This is a genomic window from Cupriavidus sp. 01L43, assembly GCF_056399925.1.
The window spans coordinates 1-25,236 of sequence record NZ_JBFTSH010000021.1 but is presented as its reverse complement, the minus strand read 5'-3'; the positions used below and the strand labels follow the sequence as shown (position 1 = coordinate 25,236).

Sequence of the window (25,236 nt, the reverse complement as noted above, 5' to 3'; positions counted from 1 at the left end):
GCGCTTGCTACTGGCTCAGGCCCTCGCGCATCGCGTAGCGCGTCAGCTCGGCGATGCTGCGGATGCCGAGCTTGCGGAAGGTGTTCTCGCGATGGCTGGCGATGGTTTTGTCGCTGAGAAACAGCAGGCGGGCGATCGACTTGGTGCTGTGCCCCTCGGCAAACAGCTGCGCGATCTGGCGCTCGCGCGCGGTCAGCTGCGGCAGCCGCAGCGGCACCTCCACGGCGGCGGGGCTGCGCGCGGCATGGAGCACGCCGCCGATCAGCTCGCCGCTCAGGTAGACCTGGTTCGCCATCACGCGGCGCACGGCGCGGGCCAGTTCGTCGTAGGAGTTTTCCTTCAGCACATAGCCCGATGCGCCGGCGTCGAGCGCCGCGATGACTTCCTGGTGCTGGTTGTTGACGGACAGGCACAGCATCTTGCACGGCATGGACTCGGCGGCCAGCCGGCGGATGGCCTCCATGCCGTTCATGATCGGCATGCCGATGTCGAGGATCGCCACGTCCGGCCGGACCGAGCGCACCAGGTGAAGCAACTCGATGCCGTTGCGGGCCTGGGCCAGCACTTCCATGTCGGCTTCACGCTGCAGCAGTGCGATCAGGCCCTCGCGGATCATCGCGTGGTCGTCGGCGACCACGATGCGGATGGTCATGGCGCGCCCGCGCCCGGCCAGCGGACGCGCGCGCGCACGCCCCGGCCTGGCGCAGTCTCGAGAGCGAGTTCCGCCCCGACCTGGCGCAGCGCGCCCGGCAGCCCGCGCAAGCCGCAGTGGCCGCGCGCGGGCTGGTGGAGCAGGGCGGCGTCGAAGCCGGGGCCGTCATCGGCGATCGTAATGTCGATGGCGCCATCGACCCCGCGCAGGGCCAGCGCCACGCGCGCGCCCGACGCATGCTTGCCGGCGTTGGCGAGCAGCTCACGTATCGCGCGCAACAGCACACGTGCCACCGCCGCTGGCGGATCGGCGGGCAGCGGGGCTGCATCGACATCGATATGGATGCCCTGCCGGCTCTGCTGCCGCGCGGCCTCTACGATCCGCGCGCATTGCACCGGAAACGCGCAAGGGGACTCCGGGGCTGCCGGCGTGGCCGCATCGAGCAGGCCGGCAATCACGTCGCGCGTGGTGCGCAGTGCGTCCTTGACGAGTTGGCGGCCGTGGCGCAGCGCCGCGTCGCGCGGGTCGCTGCTCGTGCTTGCGGCAGCGGCGGCGGCTCCCTGGGTGGCCGTGTCGATCTGGATCAGCGCGAACGAGAGGCGTTGCGCAAGGTCGTCGTGCAATGTCTGGGCCAGGGCCGCGCGGGCGGCGGGGTCAAGCGCGGTATGGCTGCCCCGATGGTAAGAGACGGCACGCAAATCGTCGAAGTGCGATGCCGGCACAGGCAATGAACCACTCATCATTCGTCCGAATTCCCGAAAAGACTCAACAGCTCTCCGGCAATGCCTTTGCATTGGACGCATGGTTGCGGCGCCGTCAGCCGGGATTTTGGCCGGCCTCGTACAGGATGGACCTGGGGGCCGACGCGTATCGGACAGTACTATAGATCGCGTACCCGCTGCGCATCCTGCGGAAAAAACGCGTAAAACAACGAGCGATTTCTTCTTGTTTAATCGAGATGTAAGCGGCGTTTAATCCCGTATCGCGCCGCGATAGCGGGGCGCGTAGTCCCTGGCGCCTCCGACCACTTCATGTGACATCGTCGCGTGACATTCGATTGACTAGTATTGGATCCACCCTCAAGTAGACGGAAGAAGACGGACCTGCCATGCGCCTGAAAGTGGAAAAGCCCCATCGCCCCGAAGCCAGCCACGCATCGCCGCGCGCGCGACGGGAGCCTGAGAACGCCCACGACGCCATGCACGACGGGCGCCTGCAGGCGCCCGTCCAGCGGCAGGCCCAGGACCTCGCCAGCCATGGCGAGCGCGCTAACGCGCTGCGGGACCGGCAGGCGATGGCCGATGCGCGGTCCGATGGCCTGCCGGCACAGCTGAAGTCGGGGATCGAAGCGCTCTCGGGCATGTCGATGGACCACGTGAAGGTTCATTACAACTCGCCAGCGCCGGCGCGCGCGCAGGCCTTGGCTTATGCCCAGGGCCACGACATCCATCTGGCGGCCGGTCAGGCGCATCACTTGCCCCACGAGGCGTGGCACGTCGTGCAACAGGCGCAAGGCCGCGTGCAGCCCACGCGCCAGCTCAAGGCGGGAATTCCCGTCAATGATGACGAAGGTCTCGAGCGGGAGGCTGACCGGATGGGCAGCCTGGCGCTGGCAGGGGGGCAGGGCACGGCAGCGCCCCGGTCTGGCGTGGCGGCCGCGCACGGGGCAATCCAGCGAAAGCCAGACGCGTATGGCGACGTCGAGCATGCGACAAAGAAGGCCAGCAAGCAGGCGGAGGGCCATCCCGAGGCGCCGCTCGATGCCTCGCTCAAGTTCCAGCGTTTCCGCAAGCTGAACCGGCTTGCCGGCGCGCTCTACCAGAACCGGGCGGTGCCCCATATCGACCCGGTGGTGACGGGGCTGAAGACCTTCCTGGTGACCGTCGATACCGATCTCGGCCTCACCGAGGCGACCATGCCGGCCGATGACGGCATTCACCGCGACAGCGTCAGCGCACTCCAGGAGGCCGTGAAACCGGACACCGCCCTCACGCCGCAGGACTACGAGGCGTACAGTTTGCTCGGGCCGCTCGATTTCTGGCTCGAGAACCAGCACAGCTCGGACGATGTCCAGCTTGAACTGCGCAAGCTGCGCCTGAGAATGGCCGAGCGCCCCGGCGTCAGCATCGTCGCGCATCGCGGCCATGGTCCCACCAACCGCACGCGCGGCGGGCTGATCCGCCAGACCGATCTGCGCCGCACCGGCAACCCCGCGGAAAACTCGAAGTCGGCGTTCGACGCGGCCTATGCCCAGACCACGCGCACCCCCACGGCACCGTCGCTGGACGGTATCGAGTGCGATGTCTTCCTGTCGCAGGACGATGTGCCGATCCTCAGCCACGAAGGCAACATCAAGGAACAGCTCTCTGACGCGCAAAAATTGGTGCACCACGCACTGGTAGGCGACAACACGCATATCGAGGACCTGACCGCTGCCCAGCTGACCGGCATCCAGCGCACCGCCAGTGCCGACAGCGCATTCCTGACATTGAGGGGCTTCCTCGACGGCACGCTTGGCGTCGCGCAGTCCTACTTTACGGCCAGTGGCAAGCCCCTGCGCGTGGAAATCGAGATGAAGGGGCACCAGGCCGACGAGAAGATCACGGCGGCAACCAACCTGATCACGGGGCCGAATGCGAAGCAGCGCAAAAAGGATGAGAAGACGCGGCTGGAGGCCGAATACAGCGGCAAGCTGGAGGGTGCGGTCGCCAAGGCCATCAGCCAGTTCAAGAAGGCGCATCCCGAGCCCTGGTGGGAAATTATCCTGTTCAACAATTCGCCCGATGCGGCGAAACGCTTCGACGACCTTCGCAAGAAAAAGCCGCACCTGGGCCAGATCTACACCGGACTCGGCTCGAACAACACCGTCCATGGTGCCGACGCCCGGGTGGACGAACTGCGCATGGCGGCATCGGGCGAAAACCTGGCGCTCATGAAGGGCAACAAGAACTTCATCGTGACCTATGTGCCCGGGGCGGAACGCGCGGCGGAAACCCCCGACGCGCCCCTGGGCGACCTTGATTTCGCGCCCACCCAGAAGCCCGAGTATGTGGACCGGGTCAACAACGAGATGCGAGACACCACGGGGGCCCAGTCGACCATCATCTATCGGATTCTGGCCGAGACGGCCGGCGCGAAGAACGTGCACCTGCTCACGGACATGCCCCGCAACGCCGGATACTACAAGGGCATGCAGGCGCTGGCGGCGGACCTGAACGGCAAGGCGCCGAATGCGATGCATATCGCCTGGAACGGGCTGCGGGAGGACCAGAAAACGGCCGTGCGGACGCTGGTGCTGGTCTCCCCGGAGACCTATCCGGAGGCCTACCGGCGGATCTTCCACCACCAGCGGCGACGCGGAAAGCGGGGGCTGTGACAGGGCGCCACCGCTGGCGCCCGGCGTCTGGTTCTAGTCGTCCAGGTAGGCCGTGAGCGATTTCTCGCTGCCCACGGGCCCGAAGATCGGCTTGTGGGCCTTCGTGGCCTTCCAGCGCTTGCTTGCCGTGCGCTTCTCGCGCAGCGACTTGACCGAGGTGTCGGTGTAGAACTGGTCGAGATTCACCTGCAGGTCGGACAGCATCGTGAGCTTGTCCTCCAGCGCCTGGCGCTCGTCTGTGTCCACGGTCTTGTCGAGTTCCATCTCCAGACCAGTCTCCATCTTGTCGATCAGGGCTTTCTTGCGCTTCAGGTAGTCGGACTCCAGCCGCGTGACGTGGAAGTCCGTACCGTGCTGCTGGTTCGCCCATTCGACGCGCCGCTTCAGCAGCTTGCGGCGCTTCGTATGCTTGCGGTCGCGCTCCTCGGCGGTTTTGCGGCCGGGGCGCGCCGGGCGCGCCGAGTCCATTTCGTCGATCAGCTGCTTCTGCGAAGCCACCTTGGAAAGCGTGGCCAGACTGACCGTGAACAAGTCCATCCTCGGCTTGTTCTGGAAGATGTTCTCATCGACGTCCATGACGCTGGCGTCGCTGTGCGTCCCATAGTCTTCTGCATCGGACTGGTCATCGTCCGACTCCTCGCCGCGGGTGCTGAACTTCGGGAAGCCGAGCGTCTTCTGCACGTAGGTGGTTGCCTCGTCCGGCGTCGTCAGATGCGTGCCGTCCATCTGGGTCATCTGCTGGGCGAAGGCGTTGTTCAGGTGCAGCCGCTGGGTGAAGAAATTCTCCGGGGATGGCGCCTTGTTTTCCGGCAGGGCCCGATAGGCGAGTTCGAGGATCTGCTTGGTGCAGAGGAAAACGGCCTTGTAGGTGGCACCGTCGAGGGTGCTCTGGGGCAGCGGCCGGTTGACATCCATCAGTGCGGAGAACGCCAGCTCGGGCTGGTCCGGTTCGGTGGGCTTGGGGGGCAGGGTCCTGCCGAAGCCGTGGCTGGCGTCGTGCACCAGCATGGCCTTGGACTTTTCCAGCTCGAACTGGCGGAACCGGTTTTGCCCGGCCTCCTCGTCGGTCGGGCCCTGCTTCCGGCGCCCCTTCAGTTGCGGATGATTGAACGCCTGATATTGCAGGGCATGCTGCACCATCAATTGGATGTCGGCGTCCATCCGGACATCGACATGGAGCTTCATGCGCTCGAAATTGTCCACCGCGGCCTGGGCGGCCTGCTTGGCCTGTTCGGGATCCATGCCCTGGGTGGCCGCGGCAAGGATCGAATGGAGGTCGACGTAAGAGAAATCGCCCACCGGATCGGCCTCCACGGCCTCTGTATCCGAGTCGTCGTCGCTACGCTTGCGCTTCTTCTTGTTTTCCGCTTTGGCCTTCGCCTCCTGCTCTTCTTGCGCCAGATGCCGATGGGTCCGCGAGCGCGCTTCCGGATAAGACGCGTCCACGTTCCGGGTGGTATGCAGGCGGCGGCCAATCTGTTTCAGCGCGAACCGTTCCAGGCGGGGGTCGTCGAGCTTGTCGAGGAGTTCATGCGTGGTCAGCGTGCCATGGTCGCCCTTGGTGGCGAGCGCAACCAAGGCGGCGATCTGACTGGGCGTGGCCTCGTCGCCATAGAGTTCCCTGGCGAGCTTCCCTGCGGCGGCCCGGCTGCTGATGTCGCGCAATTCGTCATCCTTCTTGTAGACGAACTTGCCTTGCAGGACCGGAGACGTGCCGGCGGCAGTCAGCGACGCGAGCGCCTGGCGCTGATGCAACTGCCGGGGCGAGCGGTCGACCAGCGCCTGCCGGCCGCCCGCCGCCACCGGCGTTGCCGATCGCTCGGCGGAGCCGGGTTCCGTGGCATGAGGATCAGGGGCCTTTTTCTGCCTCGTCAGGGATTCACGCATTGGGATCGCTGGAAGGTTGGGATTGCCGAGGACACTAGCAGGCCGCTCGCGTGTTGTCCACGAGGGCCGTGGTGGGTATTCGATGCGCTCGCACCAGCCACCCCCCGATTGGGGGATGTGGCATATCGCCGGCGCTGATAGAGTCGCGCGCAAGCTGCCCCGTTGAGGGCGCAAGTGGCCGCCGGCTCAAGGCTTGGGCGGCCCTCTCTATATAGATACGGGTTGGGTCCATGTTCTCACACGCTATTGCCGGCGCGCGCGCTGCCGGCCTCGCCTTGCTCGCCGCGGCCTTGCTCGCCGCCTGCGGCTCCGATGATCCCCCCGAAAGCCCGACCGCCACGCCCGCGGCAGCGCGCCTGGTGGTCGACACCGGCAGCGCCGCGCCGGTGGCGGGTGGCGCGCTGACGCTCAAGGCGACGCTGCTGGCCGCCGACGGCACCGAGGTGAAGGGCGCGAGCTTCGCCTGGACGTCTTCCGATCCGGCCGTGGCCGCCGTGGCGAGCGCCTCGGACAAGGCGCCAGCCGCCTCGGCATCGGTCATGGGGCCGGTCGGCACCTACGCCACGATCCAGACCCTGGCCGCCGGCGCGGCCGACATCACGGCCACGGCGACGCTGGCCGATGGCAGCCGCATCAGCAGCATCACCCATCTGGTGGTGCAGGCCGTGCCCGCCAAGTCGTACACCCTTGTGCTGACCCCGGCGAGTCTGGTCGTGACGGCCGGCGGCGCCGCGCAGACCGTGACCGTCGCCGCGCGCCGCTCGGACGGCGTGGACGGCGCAGGGGATCTCACCAACTGGGCGTGGACAACGGATGGCGCCAGCTTCGTGGCCACCCCAGCCGCCGACGGCCACAGCGCCCAGGTGGCGAGCCCTGTCTCGGCCGTCGCCGCCGCAGCCGGCGTGCTGACGGCCTGCGCCGACGCCCCGGCTGGCGGCCGGCTGTGCGCCAATGCGGCGCTGTCGCAAGGCGCTGCCCCGACGATCTACACCGTGGGCGGCACCGTGTCGGGCCTGGCTGCGGGCAAGAGCCTGCAACTGGCCGACACCAGTGGCGACACCCAGGTCGTCAATGCCAACGGCAGTTTCGCGATGCCGGCTTCGCGCGCTGCCGGCACGGCCTACCACGTCACGGTGGCCGGCCAACCTGCCGGGCAAACCTGCACGGTGGGCAATGGCAGCGGCACGCTCGCGGCGGCCAGCGTGACCAACATTGCGATCACCTGTGTGCAGGCGCAGTTTGCCGTGGTGGCCAACAGCACAGACCGCACCTTATCTGTCTACCGGATCGACCCGATCAGCGGCGCGCTCGCCGCGGTGCAAGGTAGTCCGTTTGCGGCCACGGGGCAGATCGCCGATCTCGCCTTTTTGCCGTCGGGACGGGTAGCGTACGCGCTGATGCGAGACACAGACAGATTGATGCCATTTGCGCTGGACCCGGCATCCGGCGTTTTGGAAGCCGTGCCAGCTGCCGCGATACCGAGTCCAATCGCGGGAGTTAGAACCATCGCCGTGTCGCCCTCGGGGCAATCGTTCTACGTAGGCTTGGATTCTGGCTGGACATTTCGGTACGACGTGGATGCCGCCAGTGGTATGCCGCGTACCTGGACTAGCAACATCAAGGTGGGATCCGCAACGCAGGCGGCGACGGCTATCGCGATTTCACCCGACGAACAGTGGATCTACGTGGCCGGCATGAGTGCGGATGCGGTCACGACGTTGCGGGGCGATCTTTATATCGGATTTTTTGCTGACACGCCTTCCGGAGGCATCGGACCGAATGCGGCTGTGCTTTCGCCGAACGGGGCGTTTCTCTATACCCCTAACATGGGCAGCGGCACCGTCGGCGTTCATGCACTGGCTGCCGGTTCTGGCCTCATTGTCGGTACCAACGCGTTTGCAGTGGGTTCGGCGCCGACCGATATCGCGATGGCACCTTCCGGCCAGTTTGCCTACGTGGCCAACAGCGGCAGCAACAATATTTCGTCTCTTCAGATCGATGCCACAACAGGCATGCCGACAACGGCTCCGGTGAATGTTGCTGCCGGGATAGGCACCCAAAGGCTGCGCGTGACGCCGAACGGGAAGTTTCTGTACGCGCCGGCGCTCAATGGATCGGTCTACGGCTACGCGATTAACGGGACGAGCGGTGCCTTGACCGCGGTGCCGGGCAGCCCATTCCCCACCGGCAACGGCAACGTGGCGATCGCCATTGTCGAGCCGAGGCCCTGAGGAGAGGCGGGCCGGTTGCGGTTCCAGCAGGACCGCAACCGGCCGACGGACGACTCGACCAGCGGCGATGGCATAAGCCTCGCCTCGCCGCTCCGCCTCACGTCTCCTATGCTGTTCAAGCGCCTACGCCGCTTGACCTGCCCCCAAGGAGATCCCCCATGCTCACCCAAAAAACCAAAGACATCGTCAAGGCCACCGCTCCCGTCCTGGCTGAGCACGGCTACGACATTATCAAGTGCTTTTACACGCGCATGTTCCAGGCCCATCCTGAGTTGAAGAACATCTTCAACATGGCTCACCAGGAGCGGGGGCAGCAGCAGCAGGCGTTGGCGCGGGCGGTTTATGCCTATGCGGAAAATATCGAGGATCCGAGCAGTCTGATGGCGGTATTAACCAATATTGCGAACAAGCATGCGAGTCTGGGTGTTCGTCCCGAGCAATATCCTATCGTCGGGGAGCATCTGCTTGCGGCGATCAAGGAAGTCTTGGGCAGTGCAGCGACGGACGACATTATCTCGGCATGGGCGCAGGCGTATGGGAATCTTGCCGATGTGCTGATGGGGATGGAAAGCGATCTGTATGAGCGGTCGGGGGCACAGGACGGGGGCTGGACGGGCTGGCGGCATTTTGTCGTGCGGTCAAAGGACGCGGAAAGCAGCGTTATCACCTCATTCGTTCTGGAACCCGTCGATGGCGGGCCGGTGGTCAACTTTGAGCCCGGCCAGTACACCAGCATTGCCATCAACGTGCCTGCACTGGGTATGCAGCAGATTCGTCAGTACAGCCTGTCCGATATGCCGAATGGCCGCAGCTACCGGATCTCGGTCAAGCGTGAAGGGGGCGGGCCGCAGCCGGCGGGCTATGTATCGAACCTGCTGCATGACCACGTGAATGTCGGCGATGAAGTCAGGTTGGCAGCGCCTTATGGCAGTTTCCATATCGACGTCAATGCGCGCACGCCCATCGTGCTGATTAGCGGCGGCGTAGGGCTGACGCCGATGGTCAGCATGCTGACGCAGGCGATCCAGGACCCGCAGCGGCATGTGGTTTTCGTGCATGGTGCCCGTAATGGGAGCGTTCACGCCATGCGCGACCGGCTGCGCGAGACGGCTCGGACATTCCCCAATTTCGATTTGATCGTGTTCTACGATGCGCCACTGCCGGAGGATATCGCCAATCACGACTACGATTTTGCCGGGCTAATCGACGTGGCGGCGATCAAGGATTCGATATTGCTGACCGATGCCGATTACTACATTTGTGGCCCGATTCCATTCATGCGGCTCCAGCATGACGCGCTGAAGGGATTGGGCATTCGTGAGTCGCATATTCATTACGAGGTTTTCGGCCCCGACCTGTTCGCGGGATAACCCAAGAAGGCCAGCGAGCAGTGGATCTCGTCATGATTGCTGGCTAGAGACTTACGCGCGACAATGCGTGCCATATTGCCAACCGCTGAATCACTGCATGCAACATGGGACACTCGAAGGAGACGAAGGCCTCTACGCGTCAACGCATACTTACGGTCGCCGCACAACGCTTCCGCGAGCATGGTTTTTCAGGGATCGGGCTGGCTGAGATCACCCGCGAGGCAGGTATTACGCCGGGGGCGTTCTACCGGCATTTCTCGTCGCGCGAGTCAATGCTGGCCGAAGTCGTCCATATCGCCGCGCGCAGTCTCGATGAGTGGGCTGCAGGATCGCCCGATGCGCCCAGTGCGGTGCGCAATTACCTCAATGCCGCGCACCGGGACGCCCCCGGTGTTGGCTGCCCCTTGGTGGCGCTGGTGCACGACATCGCACACGCAGACCCGACCACACGCGATGCCTATACGCTCGAGGTGAACCGCGTGCTGGACTTCCTGGAAGGACTCAACAAGGCGGAAGGGCACGCCGATTCACGGGCGATGGCGCTGCTTCAACTCTCCGCCTTCGTCGGTGCGATGGGGTTGTCCCGTGCCGTCAGCGATCCCGCGTACTCGCAAGACCTCCTCGACAACGTGGCGGACGGTCTGGTCCAACTCGCCACGCCGCTGGGCTAGGGACGCTGGCGCCCTACAGCACGGCTTCGTGCTCGTGTGCAATCGCGGGGGCCGCGGCCGGCACGCGAGCGGATGCGCCTGCCAGCGGCATCGCATCGGGACACTTGCCTTCATCCGCCGCCAGCAGCGGGCAGCATTCGAACATCTGCGCCACCCAGTCGACGAACACCCGCACCTTTGGCGCGAGATGCCGGTTCTGCGGATAGATCGCCGCAATCGGAATCGGCCGTGGCCGCCATTGCGGCAATAGCTCCACCAGCGCGCCACTGCGCAGGTGCTCCTTCACCATGAAGCGGGGCGCCTGCAGCATGCCGGCGCCGCTCAGGCCATACGCCACGTAGGCATCGGCGTCATTGAAGCTGACGCGGCCGCGCATCGCCACCTCCACCGGATTGCCGTCCACGATGAAGTTCATGTCCAGCCTGCGCCCGGTGCGGTTGGAGAAGTAATGGATGGCGGTGTGGTGCGCCAGGTCGGCCAGCGTACGCGGGATGCCATGGCGGGCGATATAAGCCGGGCTGGCCACGGTGGCCAGGTGCATGTCGCCCAGGCCGCGCGCTACCAGGCTCGAGTCCTGTAGCGGTCCGACGCGGATCGCGCAATCCACGCCGTCCTGGATCAGGTCCACGAGCTTGTCGCCATAGCCCACCACCAGTTCGATGTCGGGAAAACGCGCGTGGAACGTATGCAGCCGCGGCACGACGATGGCGCGGCCGATGGCCGCCGGCATCTCCACGCGCAGCCTGCCCATCGGCCCCTGACCAGAGCGCGTCATGGCCACCTCGGTCTCGGCAATCTCCGCGAGGATGCGCATGCAGCGCTCGTAATAGTCGGCGCCCTCGGGCGTCAGCCTGAGCTGCCGCGTGGTGCGGTTGATGAGCCGCACGCGCAAGTGCGCTTCCAGTCCCTGGATGATCGTGGTGGCCGACGTGCGCGACAACCCCAGCGCCTCCGCCGCACGCGAGAAGCTGTTCATCTCCACCACGCGCGTGAAGACTTCCATTGCCTGGACCTTATCCATCGTCTTGCCCTTCATTGGTGCGCCGGACCGGAACGCCTGGTGCGTTACGGGCCCGATTGTTCGGTCACGCCAAATTGTGTTCTGGATTATGAACGTTTACCAGAAGTTCGCAATGTACCAGACTTCGTGCATCGCAGCATTTGCAATTCCAGGCAGCCCCTCATGGTCCCGAATGGCCAATCCCCTCCTGTAACGACCCGCGTGGAAAGCGTGCGGATTGCGGGTCACGTGCAGCCGATTCCCTTGCGCATCTACGTGCCGGTCGGACTGGACGTCCGGCCTCCCGTGGTGCTCTACCTGCACGGCGGCGGTTTCGTGCAGGGCAGTGTGGCGTGCGCCGACGCGGCAGCGCGGGCCATTGCCGCCGCCACCCCAGCCGTGGTGATTGCGGTGGGCTATTCGCTGTCGCCCCGGTTTCCGTTTCCTGTACCGCTTGAGGACGGGTATCTGGCAGGGCTTTGGGCCTTGGCCAATGCGGGCACCTACGGCGGTGACGCGCGCCGCATGGGTATCGCAGGTCACGATGCTGGCGGCAACCTCGCGGCCGGCATCGCGGCCATGGCGCGTGACCGCAAGGACCTGACGCTGCTCGCGCAAGCGCTGATTGCCCCGCTACTCGACCCCAGCATGACCCGGCTGGCCGATGGCGGGAGGCTGGTTGGGGCCGATCTCTCGGCGAGCGACTGCGCCATGGCCTATCGCGCCTACTTGCCTGACGTCCTCCAGCACTTGCACCCCTACGTGGCGCCGCTGGAGTCGCGTCGTCTGCAACGGTTGCCGCCCACGCTGATCGTGAGCGCCGCGCGCGACCTCTGCCACATCGAAGGCGAGACCTACGCCAGCGAACTGATTGCGGCGGGCGTGCCGACCGAGACCACCCGCTACGCCGAGGCGTCACACCAGTCGATCGTGACCCATGCCGGCGCGCTGGCCGACGTGGCAGCGTTCTTCGCTCGCCGTCTCCACGCTGCCGAAGCCGGCCCGCGCCGCGCGCAACGAACATCCCATCCACAAAGACACGCTTCGCAGGAGTGAAGTCATGGAACAACGTAGATCCATTTTCCGCCGTCCACCGGTGCTGGCGGGCGTCGGTGCCGTCATGGTGGCAGCCGGGTTGGCAGCCAGTGTGGCGCTGACCGAAACAAGCGCCGCCGCACCGCCGGCCGCCGCTGCGCCCACTGAGGTGACCGTGAAGTCGCTGCAGCCGGAGGACGTGCGCGTCTGGACCAGCTTCTCCGGGCGACTCAAGGCGGTGGACGAGGCGCTCGTGCGGCCGGAGGTGAGCGGGCGCATCGTGGAAGTGAAGGTCCGCGACGGTCAGTCCGTACGCGCTGGCGAGGTCATGTTCGTGATCGATCCGCGGCCGTACGAAGCCGCCGTGGCGCGCGCGAGTGCCGACCTCGCCTCGGCGCGTGCGCGGGCGGAGTTTGCCACCACCGAGTACGATCGCGCCAAGGGCCTGATCGCCGCCGAGGCGATTCCCAAGAGCGTGCACGACCAGCGCGGCAACGAGTACCGCATGGCGCAGGCGGCGGTGCTGGCCGCCAATGCCGCGTTGCGGCAGGCCAGCATCAATCTCGACTATGCCTACGTCAAGGCACCCATCGCGGGCCGTATCAGTCGTGCCGAATTGACGGTGGGGAACCTCGTGCAACCGGGCCCCAACGCACCGGTACTCACGCGTATCGTGTCCAACGATGGGATCTATGCTGACTTCGAGGTGGACGAGCAGAGCTATGTCCGCTCCATCCGCAATCACGCGGACACGCAAAGCAAGGAACAGCAGATCCCTGTGGACATGCGGCTCCAGGGCGATGCCGAACACGTCTATCAGGGAAAGATCTACACGTTCGATAACAGCATCGATGTGAACACCGGCACCATCCGCGCGCGAGCGCGCTTTGCCAACAAGGACGGCGCATTAGTGCCCGGCATGTTCGTCTCCATCAGCCTGGCCGGCAGCGGAGACACCCGCGCGCTACTGGTGCCGGACGTGGCGGTGGGGTCCGACCAGAGCAAGAAGTTCGTCTTCGTGGTGGGGCCGGAGAACAAGATCGTCTATCGCGAAGTGACGCTCGGCGCGGGCGTCGATGGCCGGCATATCGTGCTGAGCGGGCTCAACGCGGGCGACCGGGTGGTGACCAAGGGCCTGCAGTTCGTCCGCCCCGATGTGGTAGTCGCCCCGAAGGAGGCCGTTCCCGAGGCGGTGAAGACGGCATCGGCGGGCCCGGCGCGGGGCACGCCGCCCCTGGCGGAGTGACAGCATGAATCTCTCGAAATTCTTCGTCGATCGGCCCAACTTCGCGGCGGTCATTTCCATCATCATCTTCCTGGCTGGGCTGATCGCCATCCCCAAGCTGCCGATCTCCGAGTATCCGGAAGTGGTACCGCCGTCGGTGGTGGTGCGCGCGCAGTTTCCGGGCGCCAATCCGAAGGTGATTGCCGAAACCGTCGCCACGCCGCTCGAGGAGCAGATCAACGGCGTGGAGAACATGCTCTACATGTCGTCGCAGGCCGCCAGCGATGGCCAGATGACGCTCACCGTGACGTTCAAGCTCGGCACCGATCCGGACCTCGCCACGCAACTGGTGCAGAACCGCGTCAATGAGGCACTGCCGCGCCTGCCGGACGTGACGCGCCAGCTTGGCGTCAGCACCGTCAAGAGTTCGCCCGACCTGACCATGGTGGTGCACCTGGTCTCGCCCAATGACCAGTACGACATGCTGTACCTGCGCAACTACGCACGGCTCAACGTGAAGGACGAACTGGCCAAGATCAGCGGCATCGGCCAGATCAACATGTTTGGCTCGGGCAATTACGCCATGCGCATCTGGCTCAATCCGCAAAAAGTGGCCGAGCGCAACATGAATCCCGACGAGGTGGTGGCCGCCATCCGCAAGCAGAATATCCAGGTGGCGGCAGGGGTGATTGGTGCCGCGCCATACGCGAACAACGTCGAGATCCAGTTGCCGGTTAACGTGCAGGGGCGTTTGTCCGATGTCGACCAGTTCGAGAACATCATTGTCAAGCGCGACGGCGGGGTGGTTACCTACCTCAAGGATGTGGCGCGCATCGAGATTGGCGCCAGCGACTACGCGCTGCGCGCACTGCTGGACAACAAGCAGGCGCTGGCACTGGTGATCTTCCAGTCGCCGGGCGCTAACGCCATCGAGATATCGAACAATGTGCGGGCACGGATGGAGGAACTGAGCAAGCGGTTTCCCAAGGGGCTCGAGTACCGCATCGCCTATGACCCCACGACCTTCGTGCGCGACTCGATCACCGCCGTCACGCATACGCTGATCGAAGCCATCGTGCTGGTGGTACTGGTGGTCATCCTGTTCCTGCAGACCTGGCGTGCAGCGATCATCCCGCTGCTGGCGGTGCCCGTGTCCGTGGTGGGCACCTTTGCAGCGATGCATGCGTTCGGGTTCTCGATCAACGCGCTGTCGCTGTTCGGGCTGGTGCTCGCCATCGGCATCGTGGTCGACGATGCCATCGTGGTGGTGGAGAACGTGGAGCGCAATATCGCCACCGGGCTCTCGCCACGCGATGCGACCATCAAGGCCATGAAGGAGGTGACTGGTCCGATTATCGCCATCGCCCTGGTGCTGTGCGCCGTGTTCGTGCCGATTGCCTTCATCAGCGGCCTGACCGGGCAGTTCTATCGCCAGTTTGCGCTGACCATTGCGTTCTCCACGGTGATCTCGGCCTTCAACTCCCTGACACTGTCGCCGGCACTGGCGGCGCTGCTGCTGCGCGGGCACGATGCGCCCAAGGACCGGCTGACGCGCTTCATGGACCGGCTGCTTGGTGGCTTCTTCACCAGATTCAACCGATTCTTCCACCGCAGTTCCGAGGCGTACAGCGGGGGCGTGACGCGCGCGCTGCATCGCAAGCGCGGTTCGATCGCCATCTACCTCGTGCTGCTGGGGGCCACGGTGCTGGGCTTCAGCAAGGTGCCGTCGGGCTTCGTGCCGATCCAGGACAAGGGATATCTGGTCAACCTGATCCAGCTGCCGAATGGTGCCACGCTGGAGCGAACCGAATCGGTTGTGCGGCAGATGACCGACATCGCCGCCAAGGAGCCGGGCTTCCGCAATGCGGTGCAGTTCCCGGGGCTGTCGCTGAATGGCTTCATCAACAGTTCTTCGTCGGCAACCGTGTTCTTCGGCGAGAAGACGTTCGAGGAGATGCGCGAGATCGGCTCGTCCGGTCCGGCCCTGGCCGGCGCGCTGCAGCAGAAGTACAGCGCCATCAAGGATGCGTTCATCGCTGTGTTTCCGCCGCCGCCCGTGCAAGGGCTGGGCAATACGGGCGGCTTCAAGCTGCAGATCGAGGATCGGGGCGATGTGGGTTACCTGGCGCTGAGCAAGACCGTCAACACGGTGCTGGAGAAAGCGCGCAAGGCGCCCGAGCTGGCCGGGGTGTACTCCACGTACAACGTCACCACGCCGCAGCTATTTGCCGATGTGGATCGCACCAAGGCGTCGCAGCTGGGCATCGACGTGGATGACATCTTCAAGACCATGCAGATCTACCTGGGCTCGCTGTACGTGAACGACTTCAACAAGTTCGGCCGCACGTATCAGGTGATTGCACAGGGCGATGCGGACTTCCGCTCGTCGCGTGATGACATTCTTCGACTGAAGGTGCGCAATGGCGAGGGCAAGATGGTGCCGCTTGGCGCGGTGGTTACGCTGAGCGACACCAGCGGGCCGGAGAGCGCCGCACGCTACAACGGCTATCGCTCGGCCGATATCAACGGCGGCCCGGCGCCCGGTTACTCCACGGGGCAGGCACAAGCCGCGATCACCAAGATCCTGGACGACACGCTGACCGGCGAGATGACGTTCGAATGGACCGAGCTGGCCTACCAGCAGATCCTGGCCGGCAACACGGCGCTGATCGTGTTCCCGATCTGCATCTTGCTGGTGTTCCTGGTGCTGACCGCGCAGTACGAAAGCGTGTTCCTGCCGCTGGCCATCATCATGATCGTGCCCATGTGCCTGTTCTCGGCCATCATGGGCGTGTGGCTGACCAAGGGCGACAACAACCTGTTCACGCAGATCGGCTTCTTCGTACTGATAGGGCTGGCGTGCAAGAACGCCATCCTGATCGGCGAGTTCGCGCGCGAGCTGGAGATCGAGGGAAAGTCTACGTTTGCGGCGGCGGTAGAAGCGGCTCACCTGCGGCTGCGGCCTATCCTGATGACATCCATCGCGTTTATCGCAGGCGTGCTGCCGCTGGTGCTGTCGCACGGTGCCGGTGCCGAGATGCGCCATGCCATGGGGGTGGCGGTGTTCTTCGGCATGATCGGCGTGACGTTCTTCGGCCTGTTCCTGACCCCGATTTTCTATGTGATGGCGCGCGCATTGGAGAAGCGCATCACCAAGACCGAAAAGGTGCATCACCATGTTGAAGCTTAAGCTGATGACGGCGCTGGCGGCTGCGGCGCTGGCGGCCTGCACGGCACCCGTGGGGCCGCAGTCGTCGGGCATCGATCCTGCGCCGCAGTGGACGAAGCTGGAAGACGGAAATGGGGCGGCAAATGCCTATCTGGTGGCCGACGCCGGTGCCGGCGTAGACCAGACGTGGTGGTCGCGCTTCCGCGACCCGACACTCGATACCCTGGTGAGCGAGGCATTGGCCAGCAACAAGGCACTGGCGATTGCCAAAGCCAGGGTGGAGGAGGCCCGCGCGGGCCGCCTGTTGGCGCAATCGGCGCTGGCGCCGCAGGTCAATGCGACGGCCAGCTCCGAGCGCGGCAACCGGGGGTTCGTGACCAATGACCAGGCCGTGACGATCAATCAAGTGGCGATCTCGGCCGCGTGGGAGGTGGACCTGTTTGGCCGCAACCAGGCACGCACGGCACAGGCGGCTGCGGTGCTGCAGTCCGCTGAAGCGAGCCAGCAGGCGGTGCGCGTGGCGCTGCTGGCCGAGGTGGCACGCAGCTATTTCGAACTGCGCAACTTCGCGCAGCAGATTGGCATCACGGAACGCAACCTGGACAGCCAGCGCCGCACACTGCAGTTGATCGAGGCGCAGAAGCAGGGCGCGCTGGCGAGCAACTTCGACGTACAACGTGCCGCCGCACAGGTATCCGCAACGGAGTCGCTGCTGCCTACGCTGCGTACCGGATACGACGGCGCGATGAACAGGTTGTCGAGCCTGCTGGGCCGCACGCCGGGCTCGTTGTCGGCGATGCTTGCCGGAGAGCCGGCCTGGCAACCGCTCGATCCAGGCATCGTTGTCTCGGCCCCGGCAACGGTGCTGGCCACGCGGCCCGACGTGCGTGTGGCGGAGCGCCAGTTCGCAGCGAGCATCTCGGCGCGCAAGGCAGCGGTGGCGGAACTGTTTCCCAACATCTCGCTGACGGCCTTCTTCGGGGCGCAGAGCGCATCGCCGTTCTCATCAACACCGTGGGGGATTGGCGCCGGGCTGATCCAGCCGGTGCTGAACTTCGGTCGCATCCGCTCGCAGATCAACGCGGCCGATGCACGGCAGACGCAGGCCTATCTCGGCTATCAGCAGACTGTGCTCGATGCGCTGGAGGACATGGAGAACGCGCTGTCCGGGTATCTGAACGAGAACGTCAAGAATGCATCCTTGACGGCAGGGGTGGCGCAGAACCGCAAGGCGGCAGAACTGGCGCGCCTGCAATATCGATATGGGTATGTGGGACTGCTCGATGTACTGGTAGCGGAACGGGATCAGCTAGAGGCGGAGTCACGCCAGGCGGCCTCGGATGCGAACTTACGCAAGGCACTGGTGCGGATCTTTGCGGCGGCTGGAGGTGGCTGGGAAGTGCAGTAGGTAGCTTAGCGCCCCTCTCCCTCAGGGAGAGGGGCAGGGGAGCGGTCTGGCATTTCAATCACCGCCATCAGCTGATCCGCCACGGCATTCAGCAATTCCCTCGATAACTTTGCATCGGACACCGCGCGTGACAGGGTCAGCGCCCCTACGCACGCGCTATACACCAGCATCGCCTTGGCCTGCCTGTTGGCTCCGTCCTCCGGCAGCAGCGACGCAATCAGTTCCACCAACCGCCGCAGCCGATTCGTATACAACGCGCGCGATTCCACACCGCTGACACCCGTGTCGTTCAGGAAGGCCGCAATGCCGCAGCTGTTTTCGCGCCGGTCCCGATGCGATTCCCCAAGGTATTCCCGCAACGATCGCCGAAGATTTGCACGCAGGCGCAGGCTCCACTGGTCGGTATCGAGGAACGCCTCGGCCATCGCCTCGCAGACCAGCGCCTCACGTGTGGGAAAGTGCTTGTAGAAGCCGCCCACCGTCAGCCCGGCTTCCTGCATGATGTCCGCTACGCCGATGCCGCGAAGTCCGTGCACGCGGAAACGCTGCGCCGCAATGGTGACAATGCGTGCGTGAGTGGCTTGCCTGGAGGCTTGCGAATGGCCCATGGGAGGAACGACTGGATGAAGGCGGATGCTGCGGAGCATAGCCGATATCGCCACACACTGAACGGCCTCTCACGGTCTCAAGCAGCGACTGCTGGCCGATCGCGCCTTCATGTCCTTCCCGCTCTGCGTTGCCCACAGAGCAACGATCTTGTGTAAGGATTGCTGTATCTCGAACAAAATTTCCGGCCAACAATCCCCTCACAACCGGTTCTCGTATCGATGCGAGAAGGTCTAATAAAGTGGAGGACGAGATGCAAGACCGAGGACACCCCCCCGCCAACCGCTGGATGGCGCTTAGTGCCGTCATCCTGGGGATGACGCTGACCGGCGCACCGGCATCCGCTGCCGACGCGTTTCCCACCAAGCCAATATCGATGCTGGTCGCATTTCCTCCGGGAGGGCCCGCCGATGTGCTGGCGCGGGCCATGCAGCCGGCAATGGCCAAGGCGCTCGGCCAGCCCGTGATCATCGAGAATCTGCCCGGCGCCGGCGGCGCGCTGGCAGTGCAGCGGCTGCTGAGCCGTCCGGCAGACGGCTACACGCTCATCATGGGCTCGCCCAACGAGGCCATCCTGACGCCGCTGGCGCTTGCCAGCGCCAAGTACAAGTCAGAGGAACTAACTCTGCTGGCGCCGGTCTCGAACCACCCACTCGTCGTGATGACGCGCAGCGACCTGCCGTACAACTCGCTGGAACAGATCATCGCGGCCGGCAAGTCGGCAGGTAGCAATAGCCTGACCTTCGGCAATCCGGGCTACGGGACCATGTACCACATCGTCGCCGAATACATGGCTCAGCTGACCGGCGCCAAGATGCTGCAGGTGCCGTACAAGGGCGCCACGCCAATGCTGGCAGACCTGACCGGTCGCCAGATTGACATGACGATTCTGCCAAACCTCGGTGCCTCCACGCAGTTGCTGGAAACGCACAAGATCAAGGCGGTGGCGGTGCTGGACACGCAGCGCATGCGAACTCTGCCCGACGTGCCTGCCATCTCCGAAACCAGCGTCGCGCGCAAGTCCGAGTTCGTGTATTCGATCTGGCTGGGCGTCATGAGCAAGGCCGGTGTCCCAGCGGAGCGTGCCCGCGTATTGACGGACGCCTCGCAGCAAGCGCTGCGGTCGCCTGAACTGATCAAGGCGCTTGAGCTCTCCGGCGTGCAGCCGATGAAGCCACAGACCCTTGCGGCGTCCGCGAAGTTCTACGTCGACGAGACCGAGAGGCTTAGGAAGATGGCCGCCTCGATCAAGCTGACGCCCCAGTAGTTCCAACCCAAAGCGGGCATCCAGGATGGGCAGAGACTGATATCCACTAGACGCCAGGCATGACCGGAGAATGCCCTCAGCGCGTTTTCTCCAGCGCCTCATGTATCTGCTGGACAACGTGCGCCTCGATGTCCCCCTCATTTGCACCCGGCGAGAAAACTGCGCAGCACGCCGTGGCTTCACCAACGGCGCCACGATAGACCGCCACGACACTTCCGGGCCCACATCCGGTATGTCCAGCCACGATCAAGCCGCCTCCGATAGCGCCTCGCATAAGACCCAGAGCGTATCCTGGCGAAATCCAGGGACGCCCGGCGATCGGGCCACCCAGTACCCGTGTCGACTGCATATCCTGAAGCAAGTTGGCGGGAAGAAGCTCTCCGGCGAGCAGACGATCCAGAAGAAGAGCAGCCTGTGAAACGGGGCCGATCAGCAATCTGTGATAGACCCAGGCCGGATCGTAGTTCAACGAACTGTCGAGGTAATCCCGGTGTATATCTGTGCGCTCCGTTGCGAAACGAGCCGTCGAAATATCGAGAGGCACCAACACCTGCCGCCTGACGGCTTCTTCAAGCGGCTGGTCTGTCGCACGTTCGATAAGCCTTGCTACGAGCATGTAGCCAACATTCGAGTAGCGCCAGGCAGCTCCGGGGGTGTATCGAAGCCGGTGACCATCGAGACGGCGCATCATCTCGTCTGGCGACCATGCCGCTTCATGGTTTGCAATGGCAGCGTGGTACTCGGGAAGCTCGCCATAGTCTGCGAGTCCAGCCTCGTGCCGCAGGAGTTGGCGCAAGGTGAATGCGCTTTCAGGAAGTGAAGTATCCAGGTCGAGCAGTCTGTCTCGCACCAGTGTCAGAGCTGTCGCGGCCAATACTGTCTTAGTAAAACTCCACCATGGTACGGCGGGTTCAAATTGCCCGGGAGGTCTTGGTGATTGGCCGTTGGAGATGACGGAGATCAGCATTGAGCACTCAAGCGGTAGTGGCTGGATGGTGGTAAAGCGTGGAGCAGGCAAGATACACCATCAACCGGTAGCGCCGTTCGCAATGACTGCTCAAACTACGACCTTGACGAAGGAATAGAGGTGATGGAGACGAATGGCAGAGTTCTATTCGCAGAGAGCCCTCTCCATGTCGAGCTGCGTCAACGGTCCGACCGCTATCGCGATTTTTCCCTGTAGGCCGTTGCCGGAACTTTCGAGTCGGGCGTGGGCGAGGGGGATGTCGGCGAGGGAATAGACTGCGCCTACGTGCGGCCGTAGTTGGCCGCGCTCGACCAATGCGCTCAGTTCGTCGAGCTTGCCGCGGTTCTGTCGTGTGAACACGAAGTGGTAGCTCGCGTTCTTGCCCCATGCCTGCATCACGTTCTGCGGCTGCGCGGTATCGACGATCGTGACAACGCGGCCGAGTTGGGCGAGGGCGTCCGGGCTGCGGGACAGCGTGTTGCCGCCGATGGTGTCGAACACGACATCAACGCCTTTGCCGCCTGTTTCGCGCAGGATCGCGCCGACGTAATCCTCTTTCCGATAGTCGATGCCCACATCCGCCCCCAGGCGTCTTGCGAACTCGAAGTTGTCGTCGCGCACGGTCGTGAATACTCTGGCTCCCATCGCTTTCGCGAGTTGGATCGCAATATGGCCAACGCCGCCCGCACCGCCGTGGATCAGGATGCTCTCTCCCACGCGCAGCGCCGCACGCGCGACCAGCGCTTCCCACACCGTTCCGCCAACGAGGCTCAGGCTTGCCGCTTCGAGGTGGCTCAGGGACGCAGGCTTCCTTCCTACGATGTTCTCGGATGCAACGTGGTATTCGGCATAGCTTCCGGGGCCGTCGAAGATCTGCGGGGTGTACCAGACTTCGTCGCCGGGGATGAAGGCCGTCACGCCGGGGCCGATTGCTTCGACGACGCCAGAGACGTCGTGGCCGGTAATGGCGGGCAGTGGCACGAGGTCGGCGTAGTCACCACGCCGGACCTGATAGTCCAGGGGATTGATCGAGGTAGCCTCGACCCGGACCAGGACTTGTCCCGCCTGAGGCGCGGGCTTAGGTACTTCCCAAAGTGCGAATGCGTCGGGCCCGCCGAATGTTTTCAGGACCAGTGCTTTCATGGTGAGGTGTCTCCGGATTGTTTCGATAAAACGGGATATTGGGAAATATCGATATATATAGGCAAAAAATTACAGCTCCTTCCCGATGAGCTGGGCGAGGGCGCTGATGGCTGCTTCGTTCCGCTTGTAGTAGGTCCACTGTCCGATGCGCCGGACCTCGACCAGGTCCGCGCGTTGCAGCGTGGCAAGGTAATCCGACACCGTTGATTGCGACAGTCCGACCCCTTCCTGGATGCTGCTCACGCAAACGCCCACCGTGTGAACGTCGCCCTCATCCTGCGGCGGGAAGTTCTTCACGGGATCTTTCAAGCCGCGCAGGATCTCGAGCCGTGTCCGGTTCGAGAGCGCTTTGAAAATTTCGAGCAGGTCCATGACGGCATAATATCGACATTTCCCGATATGTCAATGAAGGATGCTGCCGATGTTGAATCAAATATGCCCGATTGTTGACGCTGTTCCGGCATCGGAGCAAAGGTCGGGGCCGAAGGGCGGACCGACGATTTCCCTCATGTGATTCGTAGCGTACTTGCCCTAAAATGCCAGACATCTTGAACTCGCTGCCTGGAACATGTCCAAGTCGCTCCTGCGGTTGCTGATTGCCTCGGTTGTTGCAGGGATTCTTGTGCTTGGCGTGATGTATGCAATCGTGCGTGGACCGGACTACCGCGACCAGTATCGCGATGTGCTCATCGCCTTCCATCTGGACACGCTGCCGCGCGACGCTTTCAGCCGCCGCGACATCGTCGGGCACCTGGACTCCCTCAATCGCGAGCGATGCGACAAGCACGCGGCATGGGATCTGTCCCGCGCGCTGCTGGCGGCACGCTTTCGGCGCGAAGCCGCGACGTTGCTGACCAAATACGGCAACCTGTGCCAGCCGCAGCCGGCATTCCTGAGCGACGCCGTGGAGATCTTCCGGATGCTCGGTGACTATCGTGCCGCGCGGCAGGCGGCCGACAAGCTGGTCAGCATCGACGGTTCCGATATGGCGTTGTTGATGCGCGGGACGGTGCTGAATGCGCAGAAGGAATATGCCGCAGCGCTGCGGGATTTCGAGACGATCATTCGCCGTAGCACCGCCCCCTCGCAGTTGATCGGTGCCGTGTATGTGGGCGCGGCCGATGCGCGCGCAGCGCTGGGCGAGCCGTGCAAGGCGGCCGAATTGATGGCGACATGGATTGGCTATGATCCGGCGCGGCGGGCTTCGTCCAGCGCGCGCAAGCAGCTCGCGCAATACCGGCAAGAGGGCGGCAACTGCAAGACCGAGGAACTGCCGCCGGTGCAGCGTTTCCCGCGCAGGCCTAACGAGGTGATACGCGTCAAGCTGACGGTCAACGGCCAGACGGGCAACTTCATTCTGGACACGGGCGCAAGCTATGTCTCGATGACATCGGCTTTCGCCCGCCGGGCCGGCATTTCGCCCACCGACGGCCGGCCCATCAAGCTGCATTCCGCCAACGGCGTGACGACTGCGATGCTGGCGCACGCAGACACCGTGGCGGTTGGCAACATGAGTACGCGTCAGGTCGAAGTCGCGGTCCGACCGAGGCTGTGTGAAAACGTCTTGATGACCTAGACTGAGTCAACGCATTCGGATTGGGGGATCGGATGAAGCGATTCATAGAGGGAGAAGATAGGAAGCAAGCCACGCTGCTTCCAGAATGTCTCGATGACTTCATCGCCGAGGACAATCCAGCCAGGATCATCGAGGCTTTTGTTGAGGAACTAGAACTAGAATCGCTCGGCTTCGAAGGGGCGACTCCTTCGACCACAGGTCGCCCCTCGTACCATCCAGCGGTTCTGCTGAAGATATACATCTATGGCTACCTCAACCGTGTCCAATCCAGTCGTCGATTGGAGCGCGAATGCCAACGCAATATAGAGCTGATGTGGCTGACCGGTCGACTGGCGCCAGACTTCAAGACCATTGCAGACTTCCGCAGGGATAACGGTGCGGGCATCCGCAACGTCTGCCGTCGTTTTGTTGTTCTGTGCCGTGATCTTAAGTTGTTCACCCAGGCTCTGGTGGCGATTGACGGTAGCAAGTTCAAGGCGGTCAATACTCGGGACCGCAACTTCACAGCCGGCAAGGTCGATAAGCGCCAACAGCAAATCGAGGAAAGCATCCAACGGTATCTAAGTGCGCTGGAAACTGCTGATCGCACCCAGTCGGAGGATATGCAGCTAAAAACCGACCGACTGCAGGAGAAGATCGCACAGCTTCGGGAGCAGATGCACCGGCTTGATCAGATAAAAGACGAGCTCAAGGTGGTGCCCGATGGCCAGATATCGGTGACGGATCCCGATGCGCGTTCGATGGCAACAAGCGGTAAGGGTTCGGGAATCGTAGGCTACAACGTGCAGATGGCAGTAGATGCAAAGCACCATCTGATCGTAGCTCATGAAGTCACCAATGTCGGCAGTGATCGAGCACAGCTCAGCTCGATGGCCCGCGCCGCTCGCGACGCAATGGGAAAGCCTCGACTTAAGGCTGTCGCCGATCGCGGCTACTTCAGTGCGCAACAAATCAAGGCGTGCGCGGATGCTGGCATCGCGGCAATCTTGCCCAAGCCAACCACATCCGGCGCAAAGGCTGAAGGTCGATTTGATAGATCTGACTTCATCTACATCGCCCGAGACGACGAATACCAGTGTCCTGCCGGAGAACGGGCAATCTACCGCTTCACAAGAGAAGAGCATGGCCTGCAGCTACGCCGCTACTGGAGTAGTGCTTGTCCTCAATGTGCGATGAAGGCGCAATGCACGCCAAGCCCTTACCGCCGCATCTCGCGGTGGGAGCACGAAACCGTGCTCGAGGCCGTGCAGCACCGGCTCGACAGAACCCCTGACGCGATGAAGATCCGAAGGCGCACTGTCGAGCATGTCTTCGGTACCTTCAAGCACTGGATGGGCTATACGCACTTCCTAACGCGAAGGCTCCCCAATGTTGGTACTGAGATGAGCCTGCTCGTATTGGCATACAACTTAAAGCGCGTGCTTCGCATTCTTGGATATGCAAAAACGATGAAGGCGATGAGCCTGCTGGGGGCGTAAGCTCCCTTTTGGAGGAAAAACCCGCCCGAAATTCGGCTCTCCAAGCCGCTCGCCATAATTGCGCGCTCTGTTACGCTGCCAGCCCCATCGTCTGATATCGCCGTTTGAGCGATTATGGACGTCTACAAGGGCGCGCTATGCAGTTCCAGCGGAGTTTCCACACGGCCTCGACCCT

General features: G+C 63.7%; 19 protein-coding genes. 11 read left to right on the top strand and 8 right to left on the bottom strand.

Features of this window, described 5'->3' with window-relative positions:
* Window positions 1-7: 7 nt before the first annotated feature.
* Together AC1DP9_RS25345 and AC1DP9_RS25340 are read right to left on the bottom strand one after the other, a co-directional pair.
* The gene (locus AC1DP9_RS25345; RefSeq protein WP_441593103.1) at window positions 8-652 is read right to left on the bottom strand and encodes a response regulator; all 645 of its coding nucleotides are present in this window, start codon (window positions 650-652) and stop codon (window positions 8-10) included.
* Complete coding sequence (locus AC1DP9_RS25340; protein ID WP_477108868.1) at window positions 649-1,374, bottom strand: sensor histidine kinase; 726 nt, start codon at window positions 1,372-1,374, stop codon at window positions 649-651. The genes AC1DP9_RS25345 and AC1DP9_RS25340 overlap by 4 nt, the downstream gene beginning before the upstream one ends.
* Before the next feature lie 386 nt (window positions 1,375-1,760).
* Here AC1DP9_RS25340 and AC1DP9_RS25335 point away from each other — a divergent pair, with 386 nt between their 5' ends.
* Window positions 1,761-4,028 (top strand): eCIS core domain-containing protein, encoded by a 2,268-nt coding sequence (locus AC1DP9_RS25335; protein WP_477108819.1) that lies wholly within the window; start codon window positions 1,761-1,763, stop codon window positions 4,026-4,028.
* Window positions 4,029-4,061: 33 nt separating this feature from the next.
* Here the strand turns inward: AC1DP9_RS25335 and AC1DP9_RS25330 are convergent, their stop codons facing one another.
* Window positions 4,062-5,915 (bottom strand): hypothetical protein, encoded by a 1,854-nt coding sequence (locus AC1DP9_RS25330; RefSeq protein ID WP_477108818.1) that lies wholly within the window; start codon window positions 5,913-5,915, stop codon window positions 4,062-4,064.
* Window positions 5,916-6,145: 230 nt separating this feature from the next.
* Between AC1DP9_RS25330 and AC1DP9_RS25325 the strand changes: the two genes are divergently transcribed.
* From AC1DP9_RS25325 to AC1DP9_RS25315, 3 genes are all read left to right on the top strand, one after another.
* Complete coding sequence (locus tag AC1DP9_RS25325) at window positions 6,146-8,146, top strand: lactonase family protein (RefSeq protein WP_477108817.1); 2,001 nt, start codon at window positions 6,146-6,148, stop codon at window positions 8,144-8,146.
* A gap of 158 nt (window positions 8,147-8,304) precedes the next feature.
* On the top strand, window positions 8,305-9,516 hold the full coding sequence (hmpA, locus tag AC1DP9_RS25320) for an NO-inducible flavohemoprotein (RefSeq protein WP_477108816.1): 1,212 nt from the start codon (window positions 8,305-8,307) through the stop codon (window positions 9,514-9,516).
* Between the two features lie 104 nt (window positions 9,517-9,620).
* Window positions 9,621-10,187: a TetR family transcriptional regulator gene (locus tag AC1DP9_RS25315; protein WP_477108815.1), complete on the top strand. Its 567-nt coding sequence runs from the start codon at window positions 9,621-9,623 to the stop codon at window positions 10,185-10,187.
* Between the two features lie 13 nt (window positions 10,188-10,200).
* Here the strand turns inward: AC1DP9_RS25315 and AC1DP9_RS25310 are convergent, their stop codons facing one another.
* Window positions 10,201-11,208 (bottom strand): LysR family transcriptional regulator, encoded by a 1,008-nt coding sequence (locus tag AC1DP9_RS25310; protein WP_477108814.1) that lies wholly within the window; start codon window positions 11,206-11,208, stop codon window positions 10,201-10,203.
* A 228-nt stretch (window positions 11,209-11,436) separates the two neighbouring features.
* Between AC1DP9_RS25310 and AC1DP9_RS25305 the strand changes: the two genes are divergently transcribed.
* The 4 genes from AC1DP9_RS25305 to AC1DP9_RS25290 are packed head-to-tail and all read left to right on the top strand — an operon-like array spanning window position 11,437 to window position 18,024.
* The gene (locus AC1DP9_RS25305) at window positions 11,437-12,243 is read left to right on the top strand and encodes an alpha/beta hydrolase (protein WP_454757817.1); all 807 of its coding nucleotides are present in this window, start codon (window positions 11,437-11,439) and stop codon (window positions 12,241-12,243) included.
* A 4-nt stretch (window positions 12,244-12,247) separates the two neighbouring features.
* A complete protein-coding gene (locus tag AC1DP9_RS25300; RefSeq protein WP_477108813.1) occupies window positions 12,248-13,468 on the top strand; it encodes an efflux RND transporter periplasmic adaptor subunit in 1,221 nt (406 codons plus the stop codon).
* 4 nt (window positions 13,469-13,472) lie between these two features.
* Entirely contained in the window at window positions 13,473-16,637 is a 3,165-nt protein-coding gene (locus tag AC1DP9_RS25295) for an efflux RND transporter permease subunit (protein ID WP_092296273.1), read from the top strand.
* Window positions 16,624-18,024 carry an efflux transporter outer membrane subunit gene (locus tag AC1DP9_RS25290; RefSeq protein ID WP_255370868.1) on the top strand — a complete coding sequence of 467 codons (1,401 nt, stop codon included), beginning with the start codon at window positions 16,624-16,626 and terminating at the stop codon, window positions 18,022-18,024. Before AC1DP9_RS25295 ends, AC1DP9_RS25290 begins: the two co-directional genes overlap by 14 nt.
* A gap of 5 nt (window positions 18,025-18,029) precedes the next feature.
* Here AC1DP9_RS25290 and AC1DP9_RS25285 read toward each other — a convergent pair whose 3' ends face one another.
* Complete coding sequence (locus AC1DP9_RS25285) at window positions 18,030-18,671, bottom strand: TetR/AcrR family transcriptional regulator (protein ID WP_477108812.1); 642 nt, start codon at window positions 18,669-18,671, stop codon at window positions 18,030-18,032.
* 275 nt (window positions 18,672-18,946) lie between these two features.
* On the opposite strand from AC1DP9_RS25285, the gene AC1DP9_RS25280 reads away from it, so the two are divergent.
* Window positions 18,947-19,897, top strand: a complete 951-nt coding sequence (locus AC1DP9_RS25280) for a tripartite tricarboxylate transporter substrate binding protein (protein ID WP_477108811.1) — start codon at window positions 18,947-18,949, stop codon at window positions 19,895-19,897.
* Window positions 19,898-19,973: 76 nt separating this feature from the next.
* Here the strand turns inward: AC1DP9_RS25280 and AC1DP9_RS25275 are convergent, their stop codons facing one another.
* The 3 genes from AC1DP9_RS25275 to AC1DP9_RS25265 form a co-directional block, all read right to left on the bottom strand.
* A complete protein-coding gene (locus tag AC1DP9_RS25275; protein WP_477108810.1) occupies window positions 19,974-20,864 on the bottom strand; it encodes a serine hydrolase domain-containing protein in 891 nt (296 codons plus the stop codon).
* A 144-nt stretch (window positions 20,865-21,008) separates the two neighbouring features.
* Window positions 21,009-22,007, bottom strand: coding sequence for a zinc-dependent alcohol dehydrogenase family protein (locus AC1DP9_RS25270; protein ID WP_477108809.1), 999 nt, complete (start codon window positions 22,005-22,007; stop codon window positions 21,009-21,011).
* A 69-nt stretch (window positions 22,008-22,076) separates the two neighbouring features.
* A complete protein-coding gene (locus tag AC1DP9_RS25265) occupies window positions 22,077-22,379 on the bottom strand; it encodes an ArsR/SmtB family transcription factor (RefSeq protein WP_441593082.1) in 303 nt (100 codons plus the stop codon).
* A gap of 196 nt (window positions 22,380-22,575) precedes the next feature.
* On the opposite strand from AC1DP9_RS25265, the gene AC1DP9_RS25260 reads away from it, so the two are divergent.
* Both AC1DP9_RS25260 and AC1DP9_RS25255 read left to right on the top strand, forming a co-directional pair.
* A complete protein-coding gene (locus AC1DP9_RS25260) occupies window positions 22,576-23,583 on the top strand; it encodes a retroviral-like aspartic protease family protein (protein ID WP_477108808.1) in 1,008 nt (335 codons plus the stop codon).
* Between the two features lie 32 nt (window positions 23,584-23,615).
* Window positions 23,616-25,061, top strand: a complete 1,446-nt coding sequence (locus AC1DP9_RS25255) for an IS1182 family transposase (RefSeq protein ID WP_477106178.1) — start codon at window positions 23,616-23,618, stop codon at window positions 25,059-25,061.
* Window positions 25,062-25,236: the final 175 nt, after the last annotated feature.

What these genes read in the sequence shown, in the direction of transcription:
- AC1DP9_RS25345 (WP_441593103.1), bottom strand. Translation starts at nt 652, where the DNA reads ATGACCATCCGCATCGTGGTCGCCGACGACCACGCGATGATCCGCGAG.
- AC1DP9_RS25335 (WP_477108819.1), top strand. Translation starts at nt 1,761, where the DNA reads ATGCGCCTGAAAGTGGAAAAGCCCCATCGCCCCGAAGCCAGCCACGCA.
- AC1DP9_RS25330 (WP_477108818.1), bottom strand. Translation starts at nt 5,915, where the DNA reads ATGCGTGAATCCCTGACGAGGCAGAAAAAGGCCCCTGATCCTCATGCC.
- AC1DP9_RS25325 (WP_477108817.1), top strand. Translation starts at nt 6,146, where the DNA reads ATGTTCTCACACGCTATTGCCGGCGCGCGCGCTGCCGGCCTCGCCTTG.
- hmpA (WP_477108816.1), top strand. Translation starts at nt 8,305, where the DNA reads ATGCTCACCCAAAAAACCAAAGACATCGTCAAGGCCACCGCTCCCGTC.
- AC1DP9_RS25315 (WP_477108815.1), top strand. Translation starts at nt 9,621, where the DNA reads ATGGGACACTCGAAGGAGACGAAGGCCTCTACGCGTCAACGCATACTT.
- AC1DP9_RS25310 (WP_477108814.1), bottom strand. Translation starts at nt 11,208, where the DNA reads ATGGATAAGGTCCAGGCAATGGAAGTCTTCACGCGCGTGGTGGAGATG.
- AC1DP9_RS25300 (WP_477108813.1), top strand. Translation starts at nt 12,248, where the DNA reads ATGGAACAACGTAGATCCATTTTCCGCCGTCCACCGGTGCTGGCGGGC.
- AC1DP9_RS25295 (WP_092296273.1), top strand. Translation starts at nt 13,473, where the DNA reads ATGAATCTCTCGAAATTCTTCGTCGATCGGCCCAACTTCGCGGCGGTC.
- AC1DP9_RS25290 (WP_255370868.1), top strand. Translation starts at nt 16,624, where the DNA reads ATGTTGAAGCTTAAGCTGATGACGGCGCTGGCGGCTGCGGCGCTGGCG.
- AC1DP9_RS25285 (WP_477108812.1), bottom strand. Translation starts at nt 18,671, where the DNA reads ATGCTCCGCAGCATCCGCCTTCATCCAGTCGTTCCTCCCATGGGCCAT.
- AC1DP9_RS25280 (WP_477108811.1), top strand. Translation starts at nt 18,947, where the DNA reads ATGACGCTGACCGGCGCACCGGCATCCGCTGCCGACGCGTTTCCCACC.
- AC1DP9_RS25275 (WP_477108810.1), bottom strand. Translation starts at nt 20,864, where the DNA reads ATGCTGATCTCCGTCATCTCCAACGGCCAATCACCAAGACCTCCCGGG.
- AC1DP9_RS25270 (WP_477108809.1), bottom strand. Translation starts at nt 22,007, where the DNA reads ATGAAAGCACTGGTCCTGAAAACATTCGGCGGGCCCGACGCATTCGCA.
- AC1DP9_RS25265 (WP_441593082.1), bottom strand. Translation starts at nt 22,379, where the DNA reads ATGGACCTGCTCGAAATTTTCAAAGCGCTCTCGAACCGGACACGGCTC.
- AC1DP9_RS25260 (WP_477108808.1), top strand. Translation starts at nt 22,576, where the DNA reads ATGTCCAAGTCGCTCCTGCGGTTGCTGATTGCCTCGGTTGTTGCAGGG.
- AC1DP9_RS25255 (WP_477106178.1), top strand. Translation starts at nt 23,616, where the DNA reads ATGAAGCGATTCATAGAGGGAGAAGATAGGAAGCAAGCCACGCTGCTT.